Origin of the sequence: Kocuria arenosa (assembly GCF_042879215.1) — a bacterium.
GTDB lineage: Bacteria > Actinomycetota > Actinomycetes > Actinomycetales > Micrococcaceae > Kocuria > Kocuria arenosa.
On the sequence record NZ_JBHZTA010000011.1, the window covers coordinates 1 to 17,264 of the forward strand.

18 protein-coding genes and 1 pseudogene are annotated in these 17,264 nt (G+C 72.1%); 6 read left to right on the forward strand and 13 right to left on the reverse strand.

From position 1 onward, the window contains the following. The 5 genes and pseudogenes from ACFYE3_RS16010 to uraD all read right to left on the reverse strand — a co-directional run. A pseudogene (locus ACFYE3_RS16010) lies at positions 1–1,631 on the reverse strand (pyruvate dehydrogenase (acetyl-transferring), homodimeric type); the annotation flags it as partial. A 130-nt stretch (positions 1,632–1,761) separates the two neighbouring features. Continuing rightward, positions 1,762–3,321: a nucleobase:cation symporter-2 family protein gene (locus tag ACFYE3_RS16015; RefSeq protein ID WP_387610735.1), complete on the reverse strand. Its 1,560-nt coding sequence runs from the start codon at positions 3,319–3,321 to the stop codon at positions 1,762–1,764. Positions 3,322–3,535: 214 nt separating this feature from the next. Next, a complete protein-coding gene (pucL, locus tag ACFYE3_RS16020; protein WP_387610737.1) occupies positions 3,536–4,447 on the reverse strand; it encodes a factor-independent urate hydroxylase in 912 nt (303 codons plus the stop codon). 79 nt (positions 4,448–4,526) lie between these two features. Then, a complete protein-coding gene (gene uraH, locus ACFYE3_RS16025; RefSeq protein WP_387610739.1) occupies positions 4,527–4,853 on the reverse strand; it encodes a hydroxyisourate hydrolase in 327 nt (108 codons plus the stop codon). Further along, the gene (gene uraD, locus ACFYE3_RS16030) at positions 4,850–5,347 is read right to left on the reverse strand and encodes a 2-oxo-4-hydroxy-4-carboxy-5-ureidoimidazoline decarboxylase (RefSeq protein ID WP_387610740.1); all 498 of its coding nucleotides are present in this window, start codon (positions 5,345–5,347) and stop codon (positions 4,850–4,852) included. Before uraD ends, uraH begins: the two co-directional genes overlap by 4 nt. A 203-nt stretch (positions 5,348–5,550) precedes the next feature. Here uraD and ACFYE3_RS16035 point away from each other — a divergent pair, with 203 nt between their 5' ends. The 3 genes from ACFYE3_RS16035 to pyk all read left to right on the forward strand — a co-directional run bounded on the left by ACFYE3_RS16035 (position 5,551) and on the right by pyk (position 8,382). Next, positions 5,551–6,297, forward strand: coding sequence for an SDR family oxidoreductase (locus ACFYE3_RS16035; protein WP_387610879.1), 747 nt, complete (start codon positions 5,551–5,553; stop codon positions 6,295–6,297). A gap of 235 nt (positions 6,298–6,532) precedes the next feature. Next, positions 6,533–6,718 carry a hypothetical protein gene (locus tag ACFYE3_RS16040; RefSeq protein WP_387610742.1) on the forward strand — a complete coding sequence of 62 codons (186 nt, stop codon included), beginning with the start codon at positions 6,533–6,535 and terminating at the stop codon, positions 6,716–6,718. A 200-nt stretch (positions 6,719–6,918) separates the two neighbouring features. Further along, positions 6,919–8,382, forward strand: coding sequence for a pyruvate kinase (pyk, locus tag ACFYE3_RS16045; protein WP_387610744.1), 1,464 nt, complete (start codon positions 6,919–6,921; stop codon positions 8,380–8,382). Positions 8,383–8,605: 223 nt separating this feature from the next. Here the strand turns inward: pyk and bcp are convergent, their stop codons facing one another. The 4 genes from bcp to ACFYE3_RS16065 all read right to left on the reverse strand — a co-directional run bounded on the left by bcp (position 8,606) and on the right by ACFYE3_RS16065 (position 10,833). Then, positions 8,606–9,073 carry a thioredoxin-dependent thiol peroxidase gene (bcp, locus tag ACFYE3_RS16050; RefSeq protein ID WP_387610746.1) on the reverse strand — a complete coding sequence of 156 codons (468 nt, stop codon included), beginning with the start codon at positions 9,071–9,073 and terminating at the stop codon, positions 8,606–8,608. Between the two features lie 74 nt (positions 9,074–9,147). Then, positions 9,148–9,330, reverse strand: a complete 183-nt coding sequence (locus ACFYE3_RS16055) for a hypothetical protein (RefSeq protein WP_387610748.1) — start codon at positions 9,328–9,330, stop codon at positions 9,148–9,150. A 134-nt stretch (positions 9,331–9,464) separates the two neighbouring features. Further along, a complete protein-coding gene (locus ACFYE3_RS16060) occupies positions 9,465–10,292 on the reverse strand; it encodes a RibD family protein (protein WP_387610750.1) in 828 nt (275 codons plus the stop codon). A 4-nt stretch (positions 10,293–10,296) separates the two neighbouring features. Continuing rightward, positions 10,297–10,833: a hypothetical protein gene (locus ACFYE3_RS16065; RefSeq protein ID WP_387610751.1), complete on the reverse strand. Its 537-nt coding sequence runs from the start codon at positions 10,831–10,833 to the stop codon at positions 10,297–10,299. A gap of 218 nt (positions 10,834–11,051) precedes the next feature. On the opposite strand from ACFYE3_RS16065, the gene ACFYE3_RS16070 reads away from it, so the two are divergent. From ACFYE3_RS16070 to ACFYE3_RS16080, 3 genes are read left to right on the forward strand one after another with little or no spacing between them, the layout of a single operon-like run. Further along, positions 11,052–11,315: a DUF3072 domain-containing protein gene (locus ACFYE3_RS16070; protein ID WP_368822264.1), complete on the forward strand. Its 264-nt coding sequence runs from the start codon at positions 11,052–11,054 to the stop codon at positions 11,313–11,315. A gap of 27 nt (positions 11,316–11,342) precedes the next feature. Next, complete coding sequence (locus ACFYE3_RS16075) at positions 11,343–12,374, forward strand: NAD-dependent epimerase/dehydratase family protein (RefSeq protein WP_387610753.1); 1,032 nt, start codon at positions 11,343–11,345, stop codon at positions 12,372–12,374. Between the two features lie 28 nt (positions 12,375–12,402). Then, positions 12,403–12,783 carry an SOUL family heme-binding protein gene (locus ACFYE3_RS16080; protein ID WP_387610755.1) on the forward strand — a complete coding sequence of 127 codons (381 nt, stop codon included), beginning with the start codon at positions 12,403–12,405 and terminating at the stop codon, positions 12,781–12,783. Here the strand turns inward: ACFYE3_RS16080 and ACFYE3_RS16085 are convergent. From ACFYE3_RS16085 to ACFYE3_RS16100, 4 genes are all read right to left on the reverse strand, one after another. Continuing rightward, positions 12,743–14,095, reverse strand: a complete 1,353-nt coding sequence (locus ACFYE3_RS16085; protein WP_387610757.1) for an MFS transporter — start codon at positions 14,093–14,095, stop codon at positions 12,743–12,745. The two genes, ACFYE3_RS16080 and ACFYE3_RS16085, sit on opposite strands and share 41 nt — an antisense overlap. A gap of 69 nt (positions 14,096–14,164) precedes the next feature. Continuing rightward, positions 14,165–15,055 carry a hypothetical protein gene (locus tag ACFYE3_RS16090; RefSeq protein ID WP_387610759.1) on the reverse strand — a complete coding sequence of 297 codons (891 nt, stop codon included), beginning with the start codon at positions 15,053–15,055 and terminating at the stop codon, positions 14,165–14,167. Then, entirely contained in the window at positions 15,052–15,756 is a 705-nt protein-coding gene (locus tag ACFYE3_RS16095) for a response regulator transcription factor (protein ID WP_387610761.1), read from the reverse strand. Before ACFYE3_RS16095 ends, ACFYE3_RS16090 begins: the two co-directional genes overlap by 4 nt. Next, the gene (locus ACFYE3_RS16100; RefSeq protein ID WP_387610763.1) at positions 15,756–17,183 is read right to left on the reverse strand and encodes a sensor histidine kinase; all 1,428 of its coding nucleotides are present in this window, start codon (positions 17,181–17,183) and stop codon (positions 15,756–15,758) included. Before ACFYE3_RS16100 ends, ACFYE3_RS16095 begins: the two co-directional genes overlap by 1 nt. Between the last annotated feature and the right edge of the window lie 81 nt (positions 17,184–17,264).

Here is a 17,264-nt window from a genome sequence, read left to right on the forward strand (position 1 = left end):
AAGAACGAGTCCATGCCGAAGGTCCGGGCCTCGTCGGGGACGATGGGCACGATCCGGTGGCCGAACTCCTTGCTCCGCAGGAGGTCCCGCAGGACGCGCACGAAGGCCATGGTGGTGGCGGCCATCTGCTTGCCGGAGCCCTTCTTGCCGGACCGGTAGGCGTCGTCGCCGGGCAGCACCACGGGGGCGTGCTGGGACCGGCGCACGGGCAGGCCTCCGCCCAGCTCCTTGCGCCGCTCGAGGAGGTACTGGATCTCCGGGGCTTCGGGGCCGGGATGGTAGTACGGGGCGCCGTAGAGGTCGTTGTCGATCTGCTCGTCGGTGACCGGGATGCGCAGGAGGTCGCGGAAGGCCTTGAGGTCCTCCAGGGTCAGCTTCTTCATCTGGTGGGTCGCGTTGCGCGCCTCGAAGGAGGCGCCCAGGCCGTAGCCCTTCACCGTCATCGCGAGCACCACCGTGGGCTTGCCCCGGAACTCGGTGGCCGCCCGGTAGGCGGCGTAGACCTTCCGATAGTCGTGGCCGCCCCGCTTGAGGGCCCAGATCTCGTCGTCGGTCATGTCCGCGACGAGCTCCTTGGTGGTGGTGGACCGGCCGAAGAAGTGGTCGCGGACGAAGCCGCCGGACTCGGCCTTGAAGGTCTGGTAGTCGCCGTCCAGGGTCTCGTTCATGATCCGGACGAGCTCGCCGTTCGTGTCGGCTGCCAGGAGCGGGTCCCACTCCCGCCCCCACAGCACCTTGACCACGTTCCAGCCCGCCCCGCGGAAGAAGGCCTCCAGCTCCTGGACGATCTTGCCGTTGCCGCGCACCGGCCCGTCCAGTCGCTGCAGGTTGCAGTTGATCACGAAGGTGAGGTTGTCCAGCTTGTCATTGGCGGCCAGCTGGAGGAGGCCGCGCGACTCCGGCTCGTCCATCTCGCCGTCGCCCAGGAACGCCCACACGTGCTGGTCGGAGGTGTCCTTGATGCCGCGGTTGTGCAGGTAGCGGTTGAACTGCGCCTGGTAGATCGCGTTCATCGGGCCGATGCCCATGGACACGGTCGGGAACTGCCAGAAGTCCGGCATGGACCGGGGGTGCGGATAGGACGGGATGCCGTTGCCGCCCTTGGACTTCTCCTGCCGGAACCCGTCGAGCTGCTCCTCGGTGAGTCGTCCCTCCAGGAACGCCCGGGCGTACATGCCCGGCGAGGCGTGGCCCTGGAAGAAGACCTGGTCGCCGCCGCCGGGGTGATCCGGGCCGCGGAAGAAGTGGTTGAAGCCGACCTCGTACAGGGTGGCCGCACCGGCGTAGGTGGAGATGTGCCCGCCCACCCCGATTCCCGGGCGCTGGGCCCGGTGCACCATCACGGCGGCGTTCCAGCGCAGCAAGCGGCGGTAGCGCCGTTCGATCTCCTCGTCACCGGGGAACTCCGGCTCCTGGTCCACCGGGATCGAGTTCACGTAGTCGGTGGTGGTGACCACCGGGGTGCCCGTGCTCGTGGCCGCGGGGCGTGGTGCCGAGGCCTGCAGGAGGTACTGGGTCCGCTCCCTCACCTGCCTCTCCACGAGGTCCTCGAACGAACCCAGCCACTCCGCGGTGTCTCCCGACGTACCTGTCGAGGAATCGGGGGCCGACCGGTGGTGGGTCTCAAGCATGGGATCAGAGGTCACGTCAACTCTTTCTCGGTGGTCAGGGGTGGAGAAAAGGTATGTCTGACTGGTTCTCTGCGGCGCCGGGATCCCCGGCGCCGCAGAAAGCCAATGGAGACTTGCTGGTGCCGGCGCGTCAGTGCGCGGAGGAGCCGCCGGGGCCGTCCTGGGGCTTGCAGACCCTTGTGTCGATGATCTCGCCGGCGGCGGTGACCACGGGGACCGGGTTGCCCTCGCAGTCCACGAGCTTGCCGTCCTTGACGGTGTCGCCCTCCTGCAAGTGGTCCTGCAGGTGCTCCAGGCTCTCGTAGCGCACGGCGCGCACCGGGGCGTTGGCGAACACGGAGCCTGTGCCCCGCGCGGGGTTGCCGGCGCGGAACTCGTTGTAGAGCAGGTTCAGCAGCACGGCCATCACGGCCGCGGAGCTGATGCCGGAGTGGAAGATGGTCTCGAACCAGCCCGGGAAGTTCGCGTAGATCTCCGGGACGGCGATCGGCAGCATGCCGAAGCCGATCGAGGTGGCCACGATGATCAGGTTGGCGCCGTTCTTGTAGTCCACCTTCGCCAGGGTCCGGATGCCGGAGGCGGCCACGCTGCCGAAGAGCACGATGCCCGCGCCGCCCAGCACGGGCGGCGGCACCGCGGCGACGACCCGTCCGAGGACGGGCAGCAGGCCCAGGACCACGAGGATGAAGCCACCGGCGGTGACCACGAAGCGGCTCTTGACGCCGGTGATCGCCACGAGCCCCACGTTCTGGGCGAAGGCGCTCTGGGTGAAGCCGTTGAAGATCGGGGCGAGCGCCGAGGCCGCCATGTCCGCACGCAGGCCGTCGCCGATGCGCTTCTTGTCGACCTTGGTGTCCACGATCTCGCCGACGGCGATGATGTCCGCCGTGGTCTCGGTGAGGATCACGAGCACCACGATGAACATGGAGAGGATGGCGGCCACCTCGAAGACCGGGGGGCCGAAGGCCAAGGGCTCCGGGAACGCGAAGATGTTGCCCTCGAGCACCTGGCTGAAGTCGGCCTTGCCCATCAGCGTCGCAGCGATCGTGCCCAGCACCAGGCCCAGGAGGATGGACAGCCGGGAGATGACGGCGCTGCCCACCTTGGACAGCAGCAGGATGATCAGCAGGGTCAGGCCGGCCAGCCCGAGGTTGCCCACCGAGCCGTACTCGGGGGACTGCGCGTTGCCGCCCATGGCCCAGCGGGCAGCCACCGGGAACAGCGTCAGGCCGATCGCGGTGATCACCACGCCGGTGACGACCGGCGGGAAGAAGCGCACGATGCTGGCGAAGAAGGGCGTGATGAGGAAGCCGAGGACCGCCGAGGCGATCACGGCGCCGAAGACGGCCTGGATGCCGCCGTCGCCCTGGGCGATCGCGGTCATGGTGGCCACGGACGCGAAGGAGGTGCCCTGCACGAGGGGCAGCTGGGAGCCGAAGAACTTGATGCCCCACGACTGCAGGATCGTGGCGAGGCCGCCCACGAAGAGGCAGGCCGCGATGAGCAGGCCCTGCTCCTGCGGGGTCACCCCCGCGACGCCGCCGATGATGAGCGGGGGCGCGATGATGCCGCCGTACATGGTGAGCACGTGCTGCAGCCCGTAGCCGAGGCTGCCGCCCACGCCGAGGTACTCGTCCTCCGGGCGGGTGCGGGTGGTGGTGGGTGGCTCGACGGTGCGTGACCTGGCCATGGTGTTCTCCTAGGGATCCTGGTGGCGGGAGAGGCCCGGTGCCGGCGTCGGAGCGGGACCGGGGCGGAGAGAGGTGCGGTGGGCGCTGCAGGGGCGCTGGGCGGGCAGCGCGTGCGCCGTCCGCAGGAGGGTGTGGAGAGGGGTCCGTCGTCGTCGTGCGCGGACGGCGACGACGGACCCGACAGCGCCGTGTGCGGCGCCAGGTGGTACGGGCTCAGCAGAAGCCGTTGATGCCCATCCAGGCGTGCTCGTTCTCGGGGGCGTCCTTGCGCTGGATCGTCGCCTCGATGAGCCCGTAGGGGCGGTCCGCCGCGTAGTGCGTCTCCTTGTCGTTCTCGAGGCCGCAGAAGTCCAGGTTGTACACGAAGTGGTGCTTGTTGGGGCAGGAGAACTTGATCTCGTCGATCTCCGGGTGGGCTTCGATCACGGCCCTGCCCATGAGGTAGAGGGTCTCCTGCAGCGCCCGGGAGTAGTGGTCGGTGAACTTGCTGAGAATGATCTTCTTGACGTCCTCGTAGACGGCGTCGAAGTCCACGTCGGCCGTGTTGTAGCGCCAGCGGGTGGCCACGTCCGTGGACATGATCCGGTCCTCGGTCTCGACCAGCGTCGTGTACTGGTCCTTGGGATAGCCCGTGAAACCGGACTCGGTGGACTTCAGGACCGTCAGATCCTTGAACCCGGAGATGACGGTCCGCGACCCGCCCTCCGCCACGACCACCGCCGTGCGCACCTCGTCCTTGTTCTGCACGAAGCAGTGGTCGTGGTCGTCGATCCGGTTCCAGGCGTGCTCCTGGGCGGCCCAGCGACCACCGGTGATCCACTCGAACTCGCCGGTGAAGTGGTCGGCGAGCTTGAGCAGCAGCGCCTCGGGGGAGTCGATCCCGTACTTCTGCGCGAAGGCGAAGACGGTGTTCTTCTGGGTGTCGGTCGGCACGCAGTGGGCGTTGTCGCCCTCCGTGTGCACGGCCTCGAGGTCGCCGCGCAGCTGCGAGGTGACGACGAGGTCGCGGATCTCGTGCCGGTCGGTGTCGCGGTTGACGCGCACGACGTGGTTCTCGGCCTTGCCGTACTGGTTCTTGCCCAGGACGACAGTGTCCGTGGCGGCCCGGGTGGTGACGTCGGTCATGACGTTTCTCCTTGGAGGGTGGAAGGCGGTGTCTGCTGCTCGGGGCGGTCGAAGACGGGCGGGCCCGTCAACTCCTGGGTCAACTGCCCCGGTAGGTGGAAAAGGCGAACGGGCTCAGCAGGAGCGGCACGTGGTAGTGCAACTCCGCGGCCTGCACCGTGAAGTTCACCGTCACGAACGGGTAGAACGTCGGCTGGTTCCTGCCGGCGAAGTACTGTCCCGTGGCGAAGGTGATCCGGTAGTCGCCGGATTCCAGGGTCTGTGGGCCCAGTTCGGGCACGCGACCGTCGGTGTCGGTCTCGGCGGTCGCGATGGAGGTGCCGTCGGCGGCCTCGAGGGCCACGGCGATCCCCCGGGCGGGGGTGCCGGTGACGGAGTCGAGGACGTGGGCGGTGACGTAGCTCATGGGGTGACGAGTCCTTCGAGTCGGAGGAGGGCGATCTGGCGCAGCTGGTCGGCGACCACGGTCCGTTCCGTCGCGGGGTCGTTGTCCATGCGGGCGGAGAGGTTCTCGAGGATCTCCTCGGGGGTGCGCCCGGCGGCGCGGATGAGGAACACCTGGCCGAACCGCTCCTCGTAGGCGAGGTTGCCCTCGCGCAGGCGCTGCTGGACGTCGGTGTCCGAAGGGTCGACCGCGGACTGCTCCGCGCGTGACAGCCCGGCCTCCGCGCTGTCGCCCTCGGCCCGCTCTCCGATGCGAGGGTGGTGGGCCAGTGCTCCCTCGATCTCCTCGGCGCTGAACGGCTGTGCTGCCGTCCGGGCCGTGTTGCGCAGGGCATCATGGTGGGCGTACGGCCGGGCGTCGACCACGGCCTCCAGCCAGCGCGGGATGTCGAGCGCCGGCCGGACGATCTCGGCCGCCTGGGTCCTGCTGAGGGAGTTGAACTCGGTGAGTTTCATGGAGCGCGTCTGCCGCCTCTCTGTATTCCGTAATGTGGAAGAAAACTTTCACTATGTATAGTGAACTGGCTCACAAGCCTGAAGTCAATGGCTTGACCCAACTTTTCATCGTTGATGACGGACCCTCGTCCGGAGGCGGTACGAGGTCCACGACCGAGGGGGCAGCAGTGCAGGGAGCAGCAGGGGAGTCGGGACGGGAGCCGATGCAGGAGCGGGTGCTCGTGGTCACGGGGGCTGGGTCGGGGATCGGTCGGTCCGTGGCGCGCACCTTCCTGGCGGCAGGGTGGGTGGTCGTGCTGACAGGCCGGCGGCGTGCCGCACTGGAGGAGGCCGCCGCCGGGGCGCCGGGTGCTCGGATCGTGCCGGTGGACGTGGCCGACGCCGAGAGCGTGTCCTCGGCCTTCCGGGAGATCGAGGGGCTGACCGGGCGCATCGACGTGCTGTTCAACAACGCAGGGACCTTCGGGCCCCGCGGCGGGGTGGACGAGATCGATCCCGGGGAGTGGCAGCGCACCCTGCAGGTCAACCTCACCGGGACGTTCCTGTGCTCGGCCCAGGCCGTCCGGATCATGAAGCAGCAGCACCCCCGGGGCGGACGGATCATCAACAACGGCTCGATCTCCGCGCACGCGCCCCGGCCGCTGTCCGCGGCCTACACCGCGAGCAAGCACGCCGTCACCGGCCTCACCCGGTCCCTGGACCTGGACGGCCGCCCCTACGGCATCACCTGCGGGCAGATCGACATCGGCAACGCGGCCACGGAGCTGCTGGCGGGCCTGGGCACGGACGGCGGCGCACTGCAGGCCGACGGCACGCTCCGCCCGGAGCCCAGCTTCCCCGTCGAGGAGGTGGGGCGGGCGGTGCTCATGATGGCCGAGCTGCCGGCCTCCGCCACGGTGAACTCGCTCGTGCTCACCGCCTCCGGGATGCCGTTCGGCGGGCGCGGTTGATCGGCCCGGGCGGCGCGCTCGGATGGCGGTCGAGAACGACCGCGACTTCGTCCGTGTCGTTCCGGCGCCCGGACGGCCGCCCTGGAGGCGGGCGCCCGTCGACGGGGCTGGCCCGGCCGCCCCGGTGCTGCGGGCGTTCCCCTGAATCGGCGGGCCTCTCTTGACGCATCGGTGAGGGCCCTCTAAGTTTCATGATGTGGAACCATAATTCCATAATATGAACCCAGGGGGACTCGTGAACCACACCGCGCCGTCGACCGCACCCGCATTCTTCGTCGACTACACCGCCATCGACTGCGACCCCGACCTCAGTCGTCCGCTGGACCGGCACCGCGGCACCGTCCCGCTGTGGGTCCTTGCGGTGTCCTCCGCCTGCATCGGTGCGGTGGTGGGTCGCGTGGCTGCTCGGCGCCACCCGTAGCCCGCTCCTCCGGAAGCCGGAGCGGACCGGAGGCCCGGCTCGCACGGACGATCCACCACCCGAGGAGAGCCCCTCCGGCCGCCTCGTCGGAGCTGATGCCTCCGGCCCATCGGCACGGCCCGCCCCGATCCAGGCATCAGGGACGAGGGCGCTGATCGGCCGGAACCCCCTCTCCCTCTCGCCCCGATGACAGGAATCCGATGAGACGAGCAAAGATCGTCGCCACCTTCGGCCCGGCCGTTGCCGGCTGCGCCCAGACCCGGGCGCTGCTGGCGGCCGGGGTCGATGTGGCACGCCTGAACATGAGCCACGGCGACCACCAGGTTCACGACACCACCTATCTCAATGTCCGTGCTGCCGCAAAGGACCTGGGTCGTGACGTGGGCATCATGGCGGATCTGCAGGGACCGAAGATCCGCCTGGGCCGCTTCGCCGACGGCCCCCACCACCTGGCCGTCGGCGACCGGTTCACGATCACCGTCCGGGACGTCGAAGGCACCCGTGAGATCTGCTCCACCACCTTTGCGGGCCTGCCCGGGGATGTCCGTGTCGGAGACGCGCTGCTGATCGACGACGGCAAAGTCGCTCTGCGGGCCACCGACGTCACCGACCACCAGGTGATCACCGAGGTGACCGTGCCCGGGGCGGTGTCGGACAACAAGGGCATCAACCTGCCAGGGGTCCCGGTCGATGTTCCTGCGCTGTCGAGCAAGGACGAGGAGGACCTGCGCTGGGCGCTGGGCCGCGGCGTGGACTTCATCGCCCTCTCCTTCGTGCGGGATGCCTCCGACATCGATCGCGTTCACGAGATCATGGACGAGGAGGGTCGACGGGTCCCGGTGATCGCCAAGATCGAGAAGCCGCAGGCTGTGGCGGCCCTGGAGGAGATCGTCGACGTCTTCGATGCCCTCATGGTGGCCCGCGGCGACCTCGGGGTGGAGATGCCCCTGGAGGACGTCCCGGTGGTCCAGAAGCAGGCCATCGAGCTGGCTCGGCGCTGGGCCAAGCCGGTGATCGTGGCCACCCAGGTCCTGGAATCCATGATCGACAGCCCCCGGCCCACCCGCGCAGAGGCCTCTGACTGTGCCAACGCCGTTCTCGATGGGGCGGATGCGGTCATGCTCTCCGGGGAGACCAGCGTGGGCGCCTACCCGGTGGGCGCCGTGCAGGCGATGGCCCGCATCATCACCTCCACCGAAGCCCACGGGCTCGAGCGCATCCCACCCCTGGGCAGCACACGGCAGACCCGCGGCGGGGCCATCACCATGGGGGCGGTGGTGATCGCCGACCAGCTCCGGGCGCACTCCATCTGCACCTTCACCCAGACCGGTGACTCCGCCCGCCGGCTCTCCCGGCTGCGCCCCATCCGCCCGCTCTACGCGTTCACCCCCGCCGAGGACGTGCGCAACCAGCTCACCCTCGCCTGGGGCATCCACCCCCTGCTGACCCCGGCCCCGGCACACACCGATGAGATGACCGCGCACATCGATGCCGTGCTCCTGGACAAGGAACTGGCCGCACCGGATGATCTCGTGGTCATGGTGGCCGGTGTCCCTCCCGGGGTCCCAGGGTCCACCAACCTCATCAAGCTCCACCAGGTCGGCGAGCAGGTCGGCCCCGACCGGTCGTCGCCCCGGACTTCCCACCCTCTCCATGGGGCCTGAGCCCACCGCATCCGGACCCACCGTGCACGCCGGGCTCCTCGCGCCTCGCCGCCGGGCCGCAGGGCCCGGTCGTCGGACCGCACCGCACAGAAGGCCTGGGCCGTGGTCACGGCCGGAGGGCGCCGGCAGCGCCGTCCCGGCTCGGCCGACGGGCGGGTGCCGGCAGACCCGAAGGGCTCCTCCGCGATGTGCGGGGGAGCCCTTCGGGGGTGCCGGACGTGCGTCAGCCGGCCAGTCGGCGCCGGAGGTCGGTCACGTGCCCCTCGGCCTGGACGTTGTACTCCGCGGAGCTCACGGTGCCGTCCGGCTCGATCACGAACGTCGAGCGGAGCGGGCCGACCACGGTCTGCCCGTTGACGGTCTTCTCGCCCCAGGCGCCCCACGCCCGGGCCGTCGCCGAGTCCGGGTCGGAGAGGAGCTGGTAGGGGAGGTCGTGCTCCTCGGCGAACCGCCGCAGCGTCTCCGGGGCGTCCCCCGAGACCCCGAGCACGGTGACCCCCAGCGACTCGAGGGACGCGAGATTGTCCCGGAAGTCGCACGCCTCGGACGTGCAGCCCGGGGTGAAGGCCTTCGGGTAGAAGTAGACGATCACCCGGCGGTCGCGCAGGTCGGAGAGTCGCACCTGCCGGCCCTCGTGGTCGGTGAGCGTGAAGTCGGGGGCCTGCCGGTCGGTTTGGATCTGCGGTGTCATCGGTGCTCCTGAGCGCGGTGGTCGGGGCGGGGCGGGATGTGGCGCCGCGGGCGCCGGGGGTGAGCGGGGCGGTGCTACGGGCGCCGGGCCGAGAGGTGACCCATTGCGGCCCCGACACAGGCCGAGGACACCGCGAGCACCCACCGCGGGGTGGATCGGGTGTCGGCGTGCGGGGGCAGAGCCAGATCGGGATCGCAGTCGGCGCCGGTGTAGCTGAAGAAGGATGCGTGGGCGGTGGAGGCCGGGCTGGCGTTCATGAGGACTCCTTCGAGTTCGTGATACGGAATTGAAATTCCGTATCACGAAATCTACCGTCGACCGGGTCGGGCGTCAAGAGGTCATGGGGTGCTCACAGCTCGGGGTGAGGTCGTACGGCGGTGGTGGGCGGAGCTCAGGGGCGGAAGGTCAGCTCGGTGCAGAGGTCGTCGCCGAGCACGAAGCGGCGCACGGGGGCGCGCAGGGCTCCGGAGAGGTGGTCCGCGCCGGGGAACCGGATGCCGGGCACTCCGTCCCCGATGAGCAGGGGTGCGGTGGTGAGGTAGAGGCGGTGCAGCGTCCCGGCCGCGAGGAACCCGGAGACGGTGCGTCCGCCGCCCTCCACGAGCACCCGCTGCAGGCCCCGCCGGGCCAGCGCCTCGAGCACGGCCTGCGGGGCCAGCCCGTGCTCGCCCACGGGCACCCGCAGCACCGCGACGTGCGGGCCCGGCGCCGCGGGCACGTCCGCGTGCTCGCCCACGACCCACAGGGTGGGCGCGGCACCGTCCGTCAGCACGGCCGAGGCCAGCGGGGCCCGCGCGGAGGGGTCCAGGACCACCCGGGTGGGATGGGGTCCGGCAACGGCGCGGACGGTCAGCAGGCAGTCGTCGGCGACGACCGTGCCGACCCCCACGACCACGGCGTCCACGAGCGCGCGCAGCCGGTGCAGGTGCTCCCGGTCCTCCGGGCCGGTCACGAACTCGGCGTGCCCGGTGCGGGAGGCGATGAACCCGTCCAGGCTCTGCCCCAGCTGGGCGAGGACCAGGGGACCCCGGTGCGCCACGATCGGTCCGTAGCGCTCGACGAGCTCCGCCCCCGGGGGCGGAGCGGGGCGGGTCCGGCCGGCCAGCAGCCCCTCCCAGGCGGGATCGGGTGCGGCGGCGGAGGCGTCGTCGTCGTCCGCGGGCGGTGGGGCGCCCCCGGGGCCGCGGGGCGCGGAGGCGTCGCTCGCGGAGCCGGACACGGGATCAGTCCCGGGCGAGGAACCGGTCCCGTGCCGTCTCCTCGGTGACGGCTCGCAGGCGGTCGTACTGGTCGGCGGCGTCGGCCTCGAGCTTCCGCAGCTCCCCGGCGTCGAGGCGCGGCTCGGCGGGCGCGAGCTCCAGGAGCGTGACCCACATGCTGCGCTTGGCGACCACCAGGGACTGCAGCATCTCGAGCTCGCCATGGGCGGCGATGCCGGTCCGCTCCCGGATCCGGCTCAGCGGATTCAGCCGGGACGCGATGCCCGTGACGGTCCCGAGCCCCTTGGCCACCTTGCGCCGGCCGGAGCCCAGACGGTCGAGCATCGCCTCGAGGTGGTCGATGTCGTTCTTGATCTCGCCGACGAACGCGGCGAACCGCTCCTCGTACGGGGTGCCGGCCCACGTGGTGGCCGCCTCGTCGAAGAGCCGCACCCCGGAGAGGGCGCCCATGTAGTGCCCGAGCATGTAGGCCTCGAGCTTGTCCGACTGGACTCCCGCGCCCGCGGTGCCGTTCGGGCCGGTGTGCGGCTGCTCGCTCATCTGCTTCTCCTCGATCGTGGGAAGGGCATCGCCGGGGCGCCGGTCGGGAGCCTGCCGGTGACGTCCTGCGGATGTCCTCGGTCTCCCAGCCTACTGATTCCGTTTCCGCCACGGCAGGAGCGGTGCGGCAGGAACGATGTGGCAGGCGTGGGGCGGGACGACCGGTCCAGGGCGACCCGCGGGGCGGAAACCATAAGGGGTGTGACTATCATGGGCGCATGACTGAGAACGCGAGCGGATCCCCGGATCCCGACGAGCAGCAGACCATCGGCGCCTCCAGCCCCGAGCCGGGCAGCGGGCTCGACCGCGACCCGGACGACTGGGCCACCGGCGAGGAGCCGATGACCAGCGCGCAGCGCAGCTACCTCGACACCCTGGCCCGCGAGGCCGGCGAGGAGCTGCCGGCGGACCTCACGAAGGCCGAGGCGTCCAAGCACATCGACCGCCTGCAGGGCAAGAGCGACCGGGTCCAGGACCAGTAGGTCCTGCACCGGCGAAGGGGGAGCACCGTGAAGATCGTCGTCCTGGGAGCCACGGGCAACGTGGGCACCGCGGTGCTCCGCCGGCTGCACGCCGCGCCGGAGGTCACGCACATCGTCGGGGTCTCCCGCGAGGGGCCCGAGCGGGACGGGGAGCCCTACGACGGCGTGGAGTGGCACACCGTCGACGTCGCCGTGAAGGAGTCCACCGCGGCGCTCGCGGAGATCCTGGCCGGCGCGGACGCGGTGATCCACCTCGTGTGGCTCATCCGCCCGAACCGGGACTTCGCGCTGATGCACGAGACGAACGTGGACGGACTCGTCCACGTGCTCGACGCCGTGGTGCTCGCGGGCGTGCCCCAGATCGTCTACCCCTCCTCGCTCGGCGCCTACAGCCCCGGCCCCAAGGACCGGGCCGTGGACGAGTCCTGGCCGGTCGGCGGGGTCGAGACGTCGCACTACAACGTGCAGAAGGCCGAGACGGAGGCGGTCCTCAACCGGTTCGAGGAGGCCCATCCCGGGGTCGTGGTGACCCGGCTGCGGCCCGGCTTCCTGTTCCAGGCGGACGCCGCCCCCGAGATCGGGGACTACTTCTTCGGCGCCCTCGTGCCCAAGGGTCTGATCGCCCGGCTGCGCCTGCCCGTGCTGCCGTTCCCCGAGAAGTTCCGCTTCCAGACGCTGCACACCGACGACGTCGCGGACGCGTTCTGGCGGGTCATCCAGCACCGGGCCGGCGGGGCGTTCAACGTCGCGGCCGAGCCGGTGCTCGGCGCCGACGGCGTGGCCCAGGTGCTCGGCGCCCGGCGCGTGCTGCCCGTGCCCCCGGCCCTGGTCCGTGCGCTCGTGGCGATCACCTACCGGCTGCGGCTGCAGCCCACCGACCCCGGCTGGATCGACCTCGCCGGCGCCGTGCCCATCATGGACACCACGCGCATCCGCGAGGTCACCGGCTGGTCGGAGACCGTCAGCTCGCTCGAGGCGCTCCGGGAGCTCGTCGACAACCTGGACAGCCGCGAGGGCCTGGGGAACCGGGAGCACCGGCCCAAGTCGCCGCTGGTCTAGCCGGCCGGTCCTTCCCGCTGGAGGCGTCGTGGCGTACGGAGCCGCCACGACCGAGCAGCAGCCGTACTCGACGGTGCGGCACTGCCCCGAGTTCGACCTCCGGCGCTACCCGGAGCACGTGCTCGCGGAGGTGGATGTCCGCGAGTCCTTCGAGCGGGCGGGCAACGCCGCCTTCAACGCCTTGTTCCGCTACATCAGCGGCAACAACCAGGGGCGGCGGGAGATCCCGATGACCGCTCCCGTGTGGCAGCGGCTCGGGCGGGCGGCCCGGGAGGCAGGGCCCGTGCCGGTCGCGGCGGCTCGCCTCGCGCCGTTCGACCCGCCGTTCACCCCGGCCTTCCTGCGCCGCAACGAGGTGGTCCTGCTCGTCAGCGGCCCCGGCGCTGGAGCAGAGCCAGCACCGCGCTGATCAGGACCATGGCGCAGGCCGCGCCGACCGCGGCGGCGAACGCGCCCCGGTGCCCGGCGGTCTCGGCCAGGAGACCGGCCAGCGCCGCGCCCACGGCGGAGCCGAGGACCACGCCGCTCGCCAGCATCGTCATGACCGTGCCCAGCCGCTCCGGACGGGCCACGTCCCCGCCGATGGTGTAGATCGTGACCATGGCGGGCCCCAGGGGCAGCCCGGCGAGCAGCAGCACCACGAGCATCGGCCCGATCCCGCTCGGCAGCAGGAACAGCAGGCTCAGGGCGGCCATCGCGCCGGAGCTGGCCACCCAGCGGGAGGCGGGCCGGAAGCGCTGCGGCCACCACGCCACGGACAGCGCCGCGGCCGCCGAGCTGATGCCGAGCACGGCGTAGAGCAGACCGGTCGCGCTCTGGATGCCGAACTCGCCGCCGAAGGCGTTGAGCCCGTTCTGCACGGCGCCGAAGAACGCGCCCATGGCCACCATCCCCAGGACGGGGAGCAGCACGAGGAGCCGTTCGCGGCCGGTGACGGGACGGGCCGCCGCCCGGCGTCGGTCCTCCCGCGAGACGGCCGGGACCGCCAGTCGCGTGGGGTGCACGGCGAAGGTCGTGACCATCGTGAGCGTCAGGACGGCCGCGAGGACGAAGGGGGACCAGGGGGCCACCAGGGAGGCCAGGAGACCCACCAGGGCCGGGCCGAGCACGAAGGTCAGCTCGTCGGCGGTGGACTCGTAGGACAGGGCGGTGTCCAGCTCGCGCCGGTTGCCGCCGACCAGTCCCCGCCAGCGCACCCGGGCCAGCGGACCCACCTGGGGGCAGGTGGCGCCCACGAGCAGGGACGCGCCGACAAGCAGCGGCACGGCGGGTGCGCCCGGCCCCGCGGGGGCGTAGGCGGTGACCAGCAGCAGCCCGATGGCCACGGCGTGGACGAGGGCGGAGACCAGCAGCACGGCCCGCTGGCCCAGGCGGTCGGCGAGGTGGCCCATCAGGGGCCCACCCAGGGCCGATCCGACCCCGACGGCGCCGGCGGCCAGCCCGCCGACGACGTAGGAGCCGCTGACGGCGGTGGCGAGGGTGAGCGCCCCGACGGTGAGCATGGCCAGGGGCAGGCGGGCCACGAAGGCGATCGGCAGGAAGTCGCGCCCGGCGAGCCGCACCAGCCGGGCGTACCGGCCGCCGGACGAGGGCGTCGTCCGGCGGCCGGTGTCGTGCGGGGCGGTCGCGGAGTGCTCCGCGGTGGGGGCCGGGGCGGCGACCGGGGTGGCGGAGGCGCGGGCGGCGCGCTCAGCCGTGGAAGAGGGGGTCAGGGGGTTCACAGGGGTCCTCGAAGGATGTGCGCACCGTCCCCCCTCCCGGTGCGCCCGACCCGGACAACAGGGACCAGTCTACCGCTCGACCGGTCCGCCGGCAGGGGTGGAGGACCGGCCGCCGTAGGTGATCTCAGCCGCGCCCACGGCCGAGGAGACGTACAGGCAGGGCCGGTCGCCGGGGGCGGCGGCGCAGACCGTGGCCGCCGTGAGGTCCTCCGGGTCGCGCTCGTCCGCGCCGACCACGGCGGGGGTCCACCAGTCGGCGTCCGGGACCGAGGCCTCGACGGCCCCCGTCCGGGTCGTGACGGACACGCGCTGCGGCGCCTCGCCGACCAGCCGGACCTCGGTGGCGCCGACCTCGGTGTGCACGTCCAGGTCCTCGCGCACCCGTACGCCGTCGAGGTCCACGGCGCCGAACTCCGAGGCCGCCCACAGGGTCCGGGCGCCGCCGCTCATCTCGATCACGCCGGCCCGGGTGTCCAGCCGGACGTCGTCGAAGTCGCCCTCGACGCTCATGGCGCCGGCGTCCCCGGAGAGCCGCAGGTCCACGGGCTCGTCCTCGGCCGGGACGGTGATCCGCACGTGCATCCCGCTGCCGGCGCCCGGCCAGGAGCTCGACGGGAGGGCGTCGATGCTCAGCCGGCCGTCCTCGATCCTAGGCTCGGGAGCGCTCTCGAGCCGGAACCCGGCGTGCACGGACTCCACCCGCAGGTCCGGGACGTCGGCGGTCACGACCTCGATGACGGCCGACCGGCCGTCGACCACGACCGTGTCCACATCCTCGGTCACGGTGGTGTCCACCCGGTGCTCCTGGACGGACAGGGACGCGGCCGCCGTCGCGCCGCCGGCGCCCAGCAGGAGGAGGGCGCCGATGCCGCCGAGCACGGCGGTCGGCACGAGCCAGGCGGTGCGCTCGTTCGCGCTGGGGACGTCCGCGACGGCGGGGTGCTCGGGGTGGGTGCTCATGGCCGGTGCTCCTGGTGGGACGGGTGGACGGACGGGGTGTGGCCGGGCCCGGGGTCCGGGTAGCCGAGGTAGCGCAGGACCGCGCGGACGCGGCGGTTGCCGCCGTCCTCGTGGGCGAGGCCGAGCTTGGTGAACACGGAGCGGATGTGCTTCTCCACCGAGGACTCGGTGAGGAACAGGTTCGCGGCGATCGAGGCGTTCGAGAGCCCCTGGGCCATGAGCCCGAGCACCTCGTGCTCCCGTGGGGAGAGGAGGTCCAGGTCCTGACGGTGCCGCGAGCGCACGAGCAGCTGCGAGACGACCTCCGGGTCCAGGACGGTGCCGCCCGCGCCCACGGTCTCCACGGACTCCAGGAACTGGTCGACGTCCGCGACCCGGTCCTTGAGCAGGTACCCCAGCCCGTCCCGGCGGGACGCGATGAGCTCGGAGGCGTAGCGCTCCTCGACGTACTGCGAGAGCACGAGCACCGCGATCCGCGGGTGCTGCGAGCGGACGAGGACGGCGGCGCGGATGCCCTCGTCCGTGAACGTCGGCGGCAGCCGCACGTCCACGAGGGCGAAGTCCGGCTCGTGCTGCTCCACGGCCCTGAGCAGGTCCTCCGCGGTGTCGACGTCGGCGACCACCTCGTGGCCGGCCTCGGTGAGCAGGCGGACGAGGCCGGCGCGCAGGAGGACGGCGTCCTCGGCGATGACGATGCGCATCAGGATCCCGCCCCTCGGTCGACCGGCAGCTCGACGGTCAGCTCGGTCGGCCCGCCGGCGGGCGAGTCGAGGAAGAAGTGCCCGCCCGCGGAGCGGATCCGGTCGGCGATCCCGGACAGGCCGCCGCCGGGGACCACCACGGCGCCGCCGCGGCCGTCGTCGGCGATCCGGGCGACCACGCGGGTGCCTCCCGCGGGGTCGGTCTCGAGGCCCACCCGCACCGACGCGGCGCCGGCCTGGGCGTGCTTGACCATGTTGGCGATGCCCTCGGAGACGGCGAAGTACACGGCGGCCTCGGTCTCCGGCGCCAGCCGCGGCACCCGCACGTCCACGGCGATCGGGACGGGGGACTGGGCGGCCACGGCGGAGAGGGCGGCGTCGAGGCCCCGGTCCTCCAGGACCGCCGGGTGGAAGCCCCGGGCCAGGCGGCGCAGCTCGGCGATCGCGGCCTTCGTGGTGGCGTGCGCCTCCCCGATGAGGTCCTTGGCCCCGGCGGGGTCGTGGTCGATGCGCCGCTGGGCCATCGAGAGGTTCATGGCCACGGACACGAGCTGGGGCTGCACGCCGTCGTGCAGGTCCCGCTCGATCCGGGAGCGCTCGGTGCGGGCGCCGCGGACCGCGGTCTCTCGGGCGGCCGCGGCCTCGGCGGCCCGGCGGCGCAGCTCCGCTGCCTCGTCCACCCGCAGCAGCAGCCGGGACAGGCCCCGGTGCGCGGCCACGGCGAGGACCACGACGAGCAGCCCGAGGAGGGTCAGGGCCATCCCCGTCAGGACCACGGCCCAGTCCGGCCACGTCCCGACCAGCTCGGAGGGCCAGAACGGGTTGTTCGGCGCCGCGTACAGCGGTGCGAAGGCGAGGGCCACGGCGGCGCCGGTGCCGGCCAGGGCCGCCACGGCGACCCAGCCCAGGACGGTGGTGAGGAGCAGGTGCAGCAGGCCCGTCCAGAAGGCGGCGTCGGAGACGTCCAGCCACCACTGGTGGACGATCCGCCAGCCGTCGGTGCGGGGGGAGCGGCGCCGGCGTGGGGCGGGCAGGTACAGGCCGAACGCCGCCTGCGTGCGGCGGCGCTCGACCCACTCGATCCCGCGGACCGCGTAGATCGCGGCCACGAGCAGGACCACGCCCACCAGGGCGGCGAGCGAGGCAAGGCCTGCGGAGACCAGGGAGACGAGGGCGGTCAGCCACAGCGTGCCGAGCGCGGCGTCCACCACGAGGTCGGTGGTGCCGAAGAAGAGGGTCCTGGGGGACCACGGTCCCCACTCCCGGAACCGGGATGCGTCTGCAGGGCCGGCGGGACGGGATCCGCCGGCGGGGCGGGGGGTGTCGTCGGGGCCCCCGGGGCCGGCGCCGGGGTCGTGCGGGCGCTCGTGGCCGGGGCCGCTCCACGGTGCGGGTGGCAGGGGCCGGGTGTCGTGCGGTGTGCTCATGCCCTTCACGCTACGGTCGCGCGGGCCTCCCGCACTGCGACGTTCTCCACCTGTTACACCTGTGGTTTTCCCCACCCCTGC

Bases quoted from the DNA above. Each gene is read 5' to 3' on its own strand.
- ACFYE3_RS16015 (WP_387610735.1), bottom strand. From the start codon at position 3,321: ATGGCCAGGTCACGCACCGTCGAGCCACCCACCACCACCCGCACCCGC.
- pucL (WP_387610737.1), bottom strand. From the start codon at position 4,447: ATGACCGACGTCACCACCCGGGCCGCCACGGACACTGTCGTCCTGGGC.
- uraH (WP_387610739.1), bottom strand. From the start codon at position 4,853: ATGAGCTACGTCACCGCCCACGTCCTCGACTCCGTCACCGGCACCCCC.
- uraD (WP_387610740.1), bottom strand. From the start codon at position 5,347: ATGAAACTCACCGAGTTCAACTCCCTCAGCAGGACCCAGGCGGCCGAG.
- ACFYE3_RS16035 (WP_387610879.1), top strand. From the start codon at position 5,551: ATGCAGGAGCGGGTGCTCGTGGTCACGGGGGCTGGGTCGGGGATCGGT.
- pyk (WP_387610744.1), top strand. From the start codon at position 6,919: ATGAGACGAGCAAAGATCGTCGCCACCTTCGGCCCGGCCGTTGCCGGC.
- bcp (WP_387610746.1), bottom strand. From the start codon at position 9,073: ATGACACCGCAGATCCAAACCGACCGGCAGGCCCCCGACTTCACGCTC.
- ACFYE3_RS16055 (WP_387610748.1), bottom strand. From the start codon at position 9,330: ATGAACGCCAGCCCGGCCTCCACCGCCCACGCATCCTTCTTCAGCTAC.
- ACFYE3_RS16065 (WP_387610751.1), bottom strand. From the start codon at position 10,833: ATGAGCGAGCAGCCGCACACCGGCCCGAACGGCACCGCGGGCGCGGGA.
- ACFYE3_RS16070 (WP_368822264.1), top strand. From the start codon at position 11,052: ATGACTGAGAACGCGAGCGGATCCCCGGATCCCGACGAGCAGCAGACC.
- ACFYE3_RS16090 (WP_387610759.1), bottom strand. From the start codon at position 15,055: ATGAGCACCCACCCCGAGCACCCCGCCGTCGCGGACGTCCCCAGCGCG.
- ACFYE3_RS16095 (WP_387610761.1), bottom strand. From the start codon at position 15,756: ATGCGCATCGTCATCGCCGAGGACGCCGTCCTCCTGCGCGCCGGCCTC.
- ACFYE3_RS16100 (WP_387610763.1), bottom strand. From the start codon at position 17,183: ATGAGCACACCGCACGACACCCGGCCCCTGCCACCCGCACCGTGGAGC.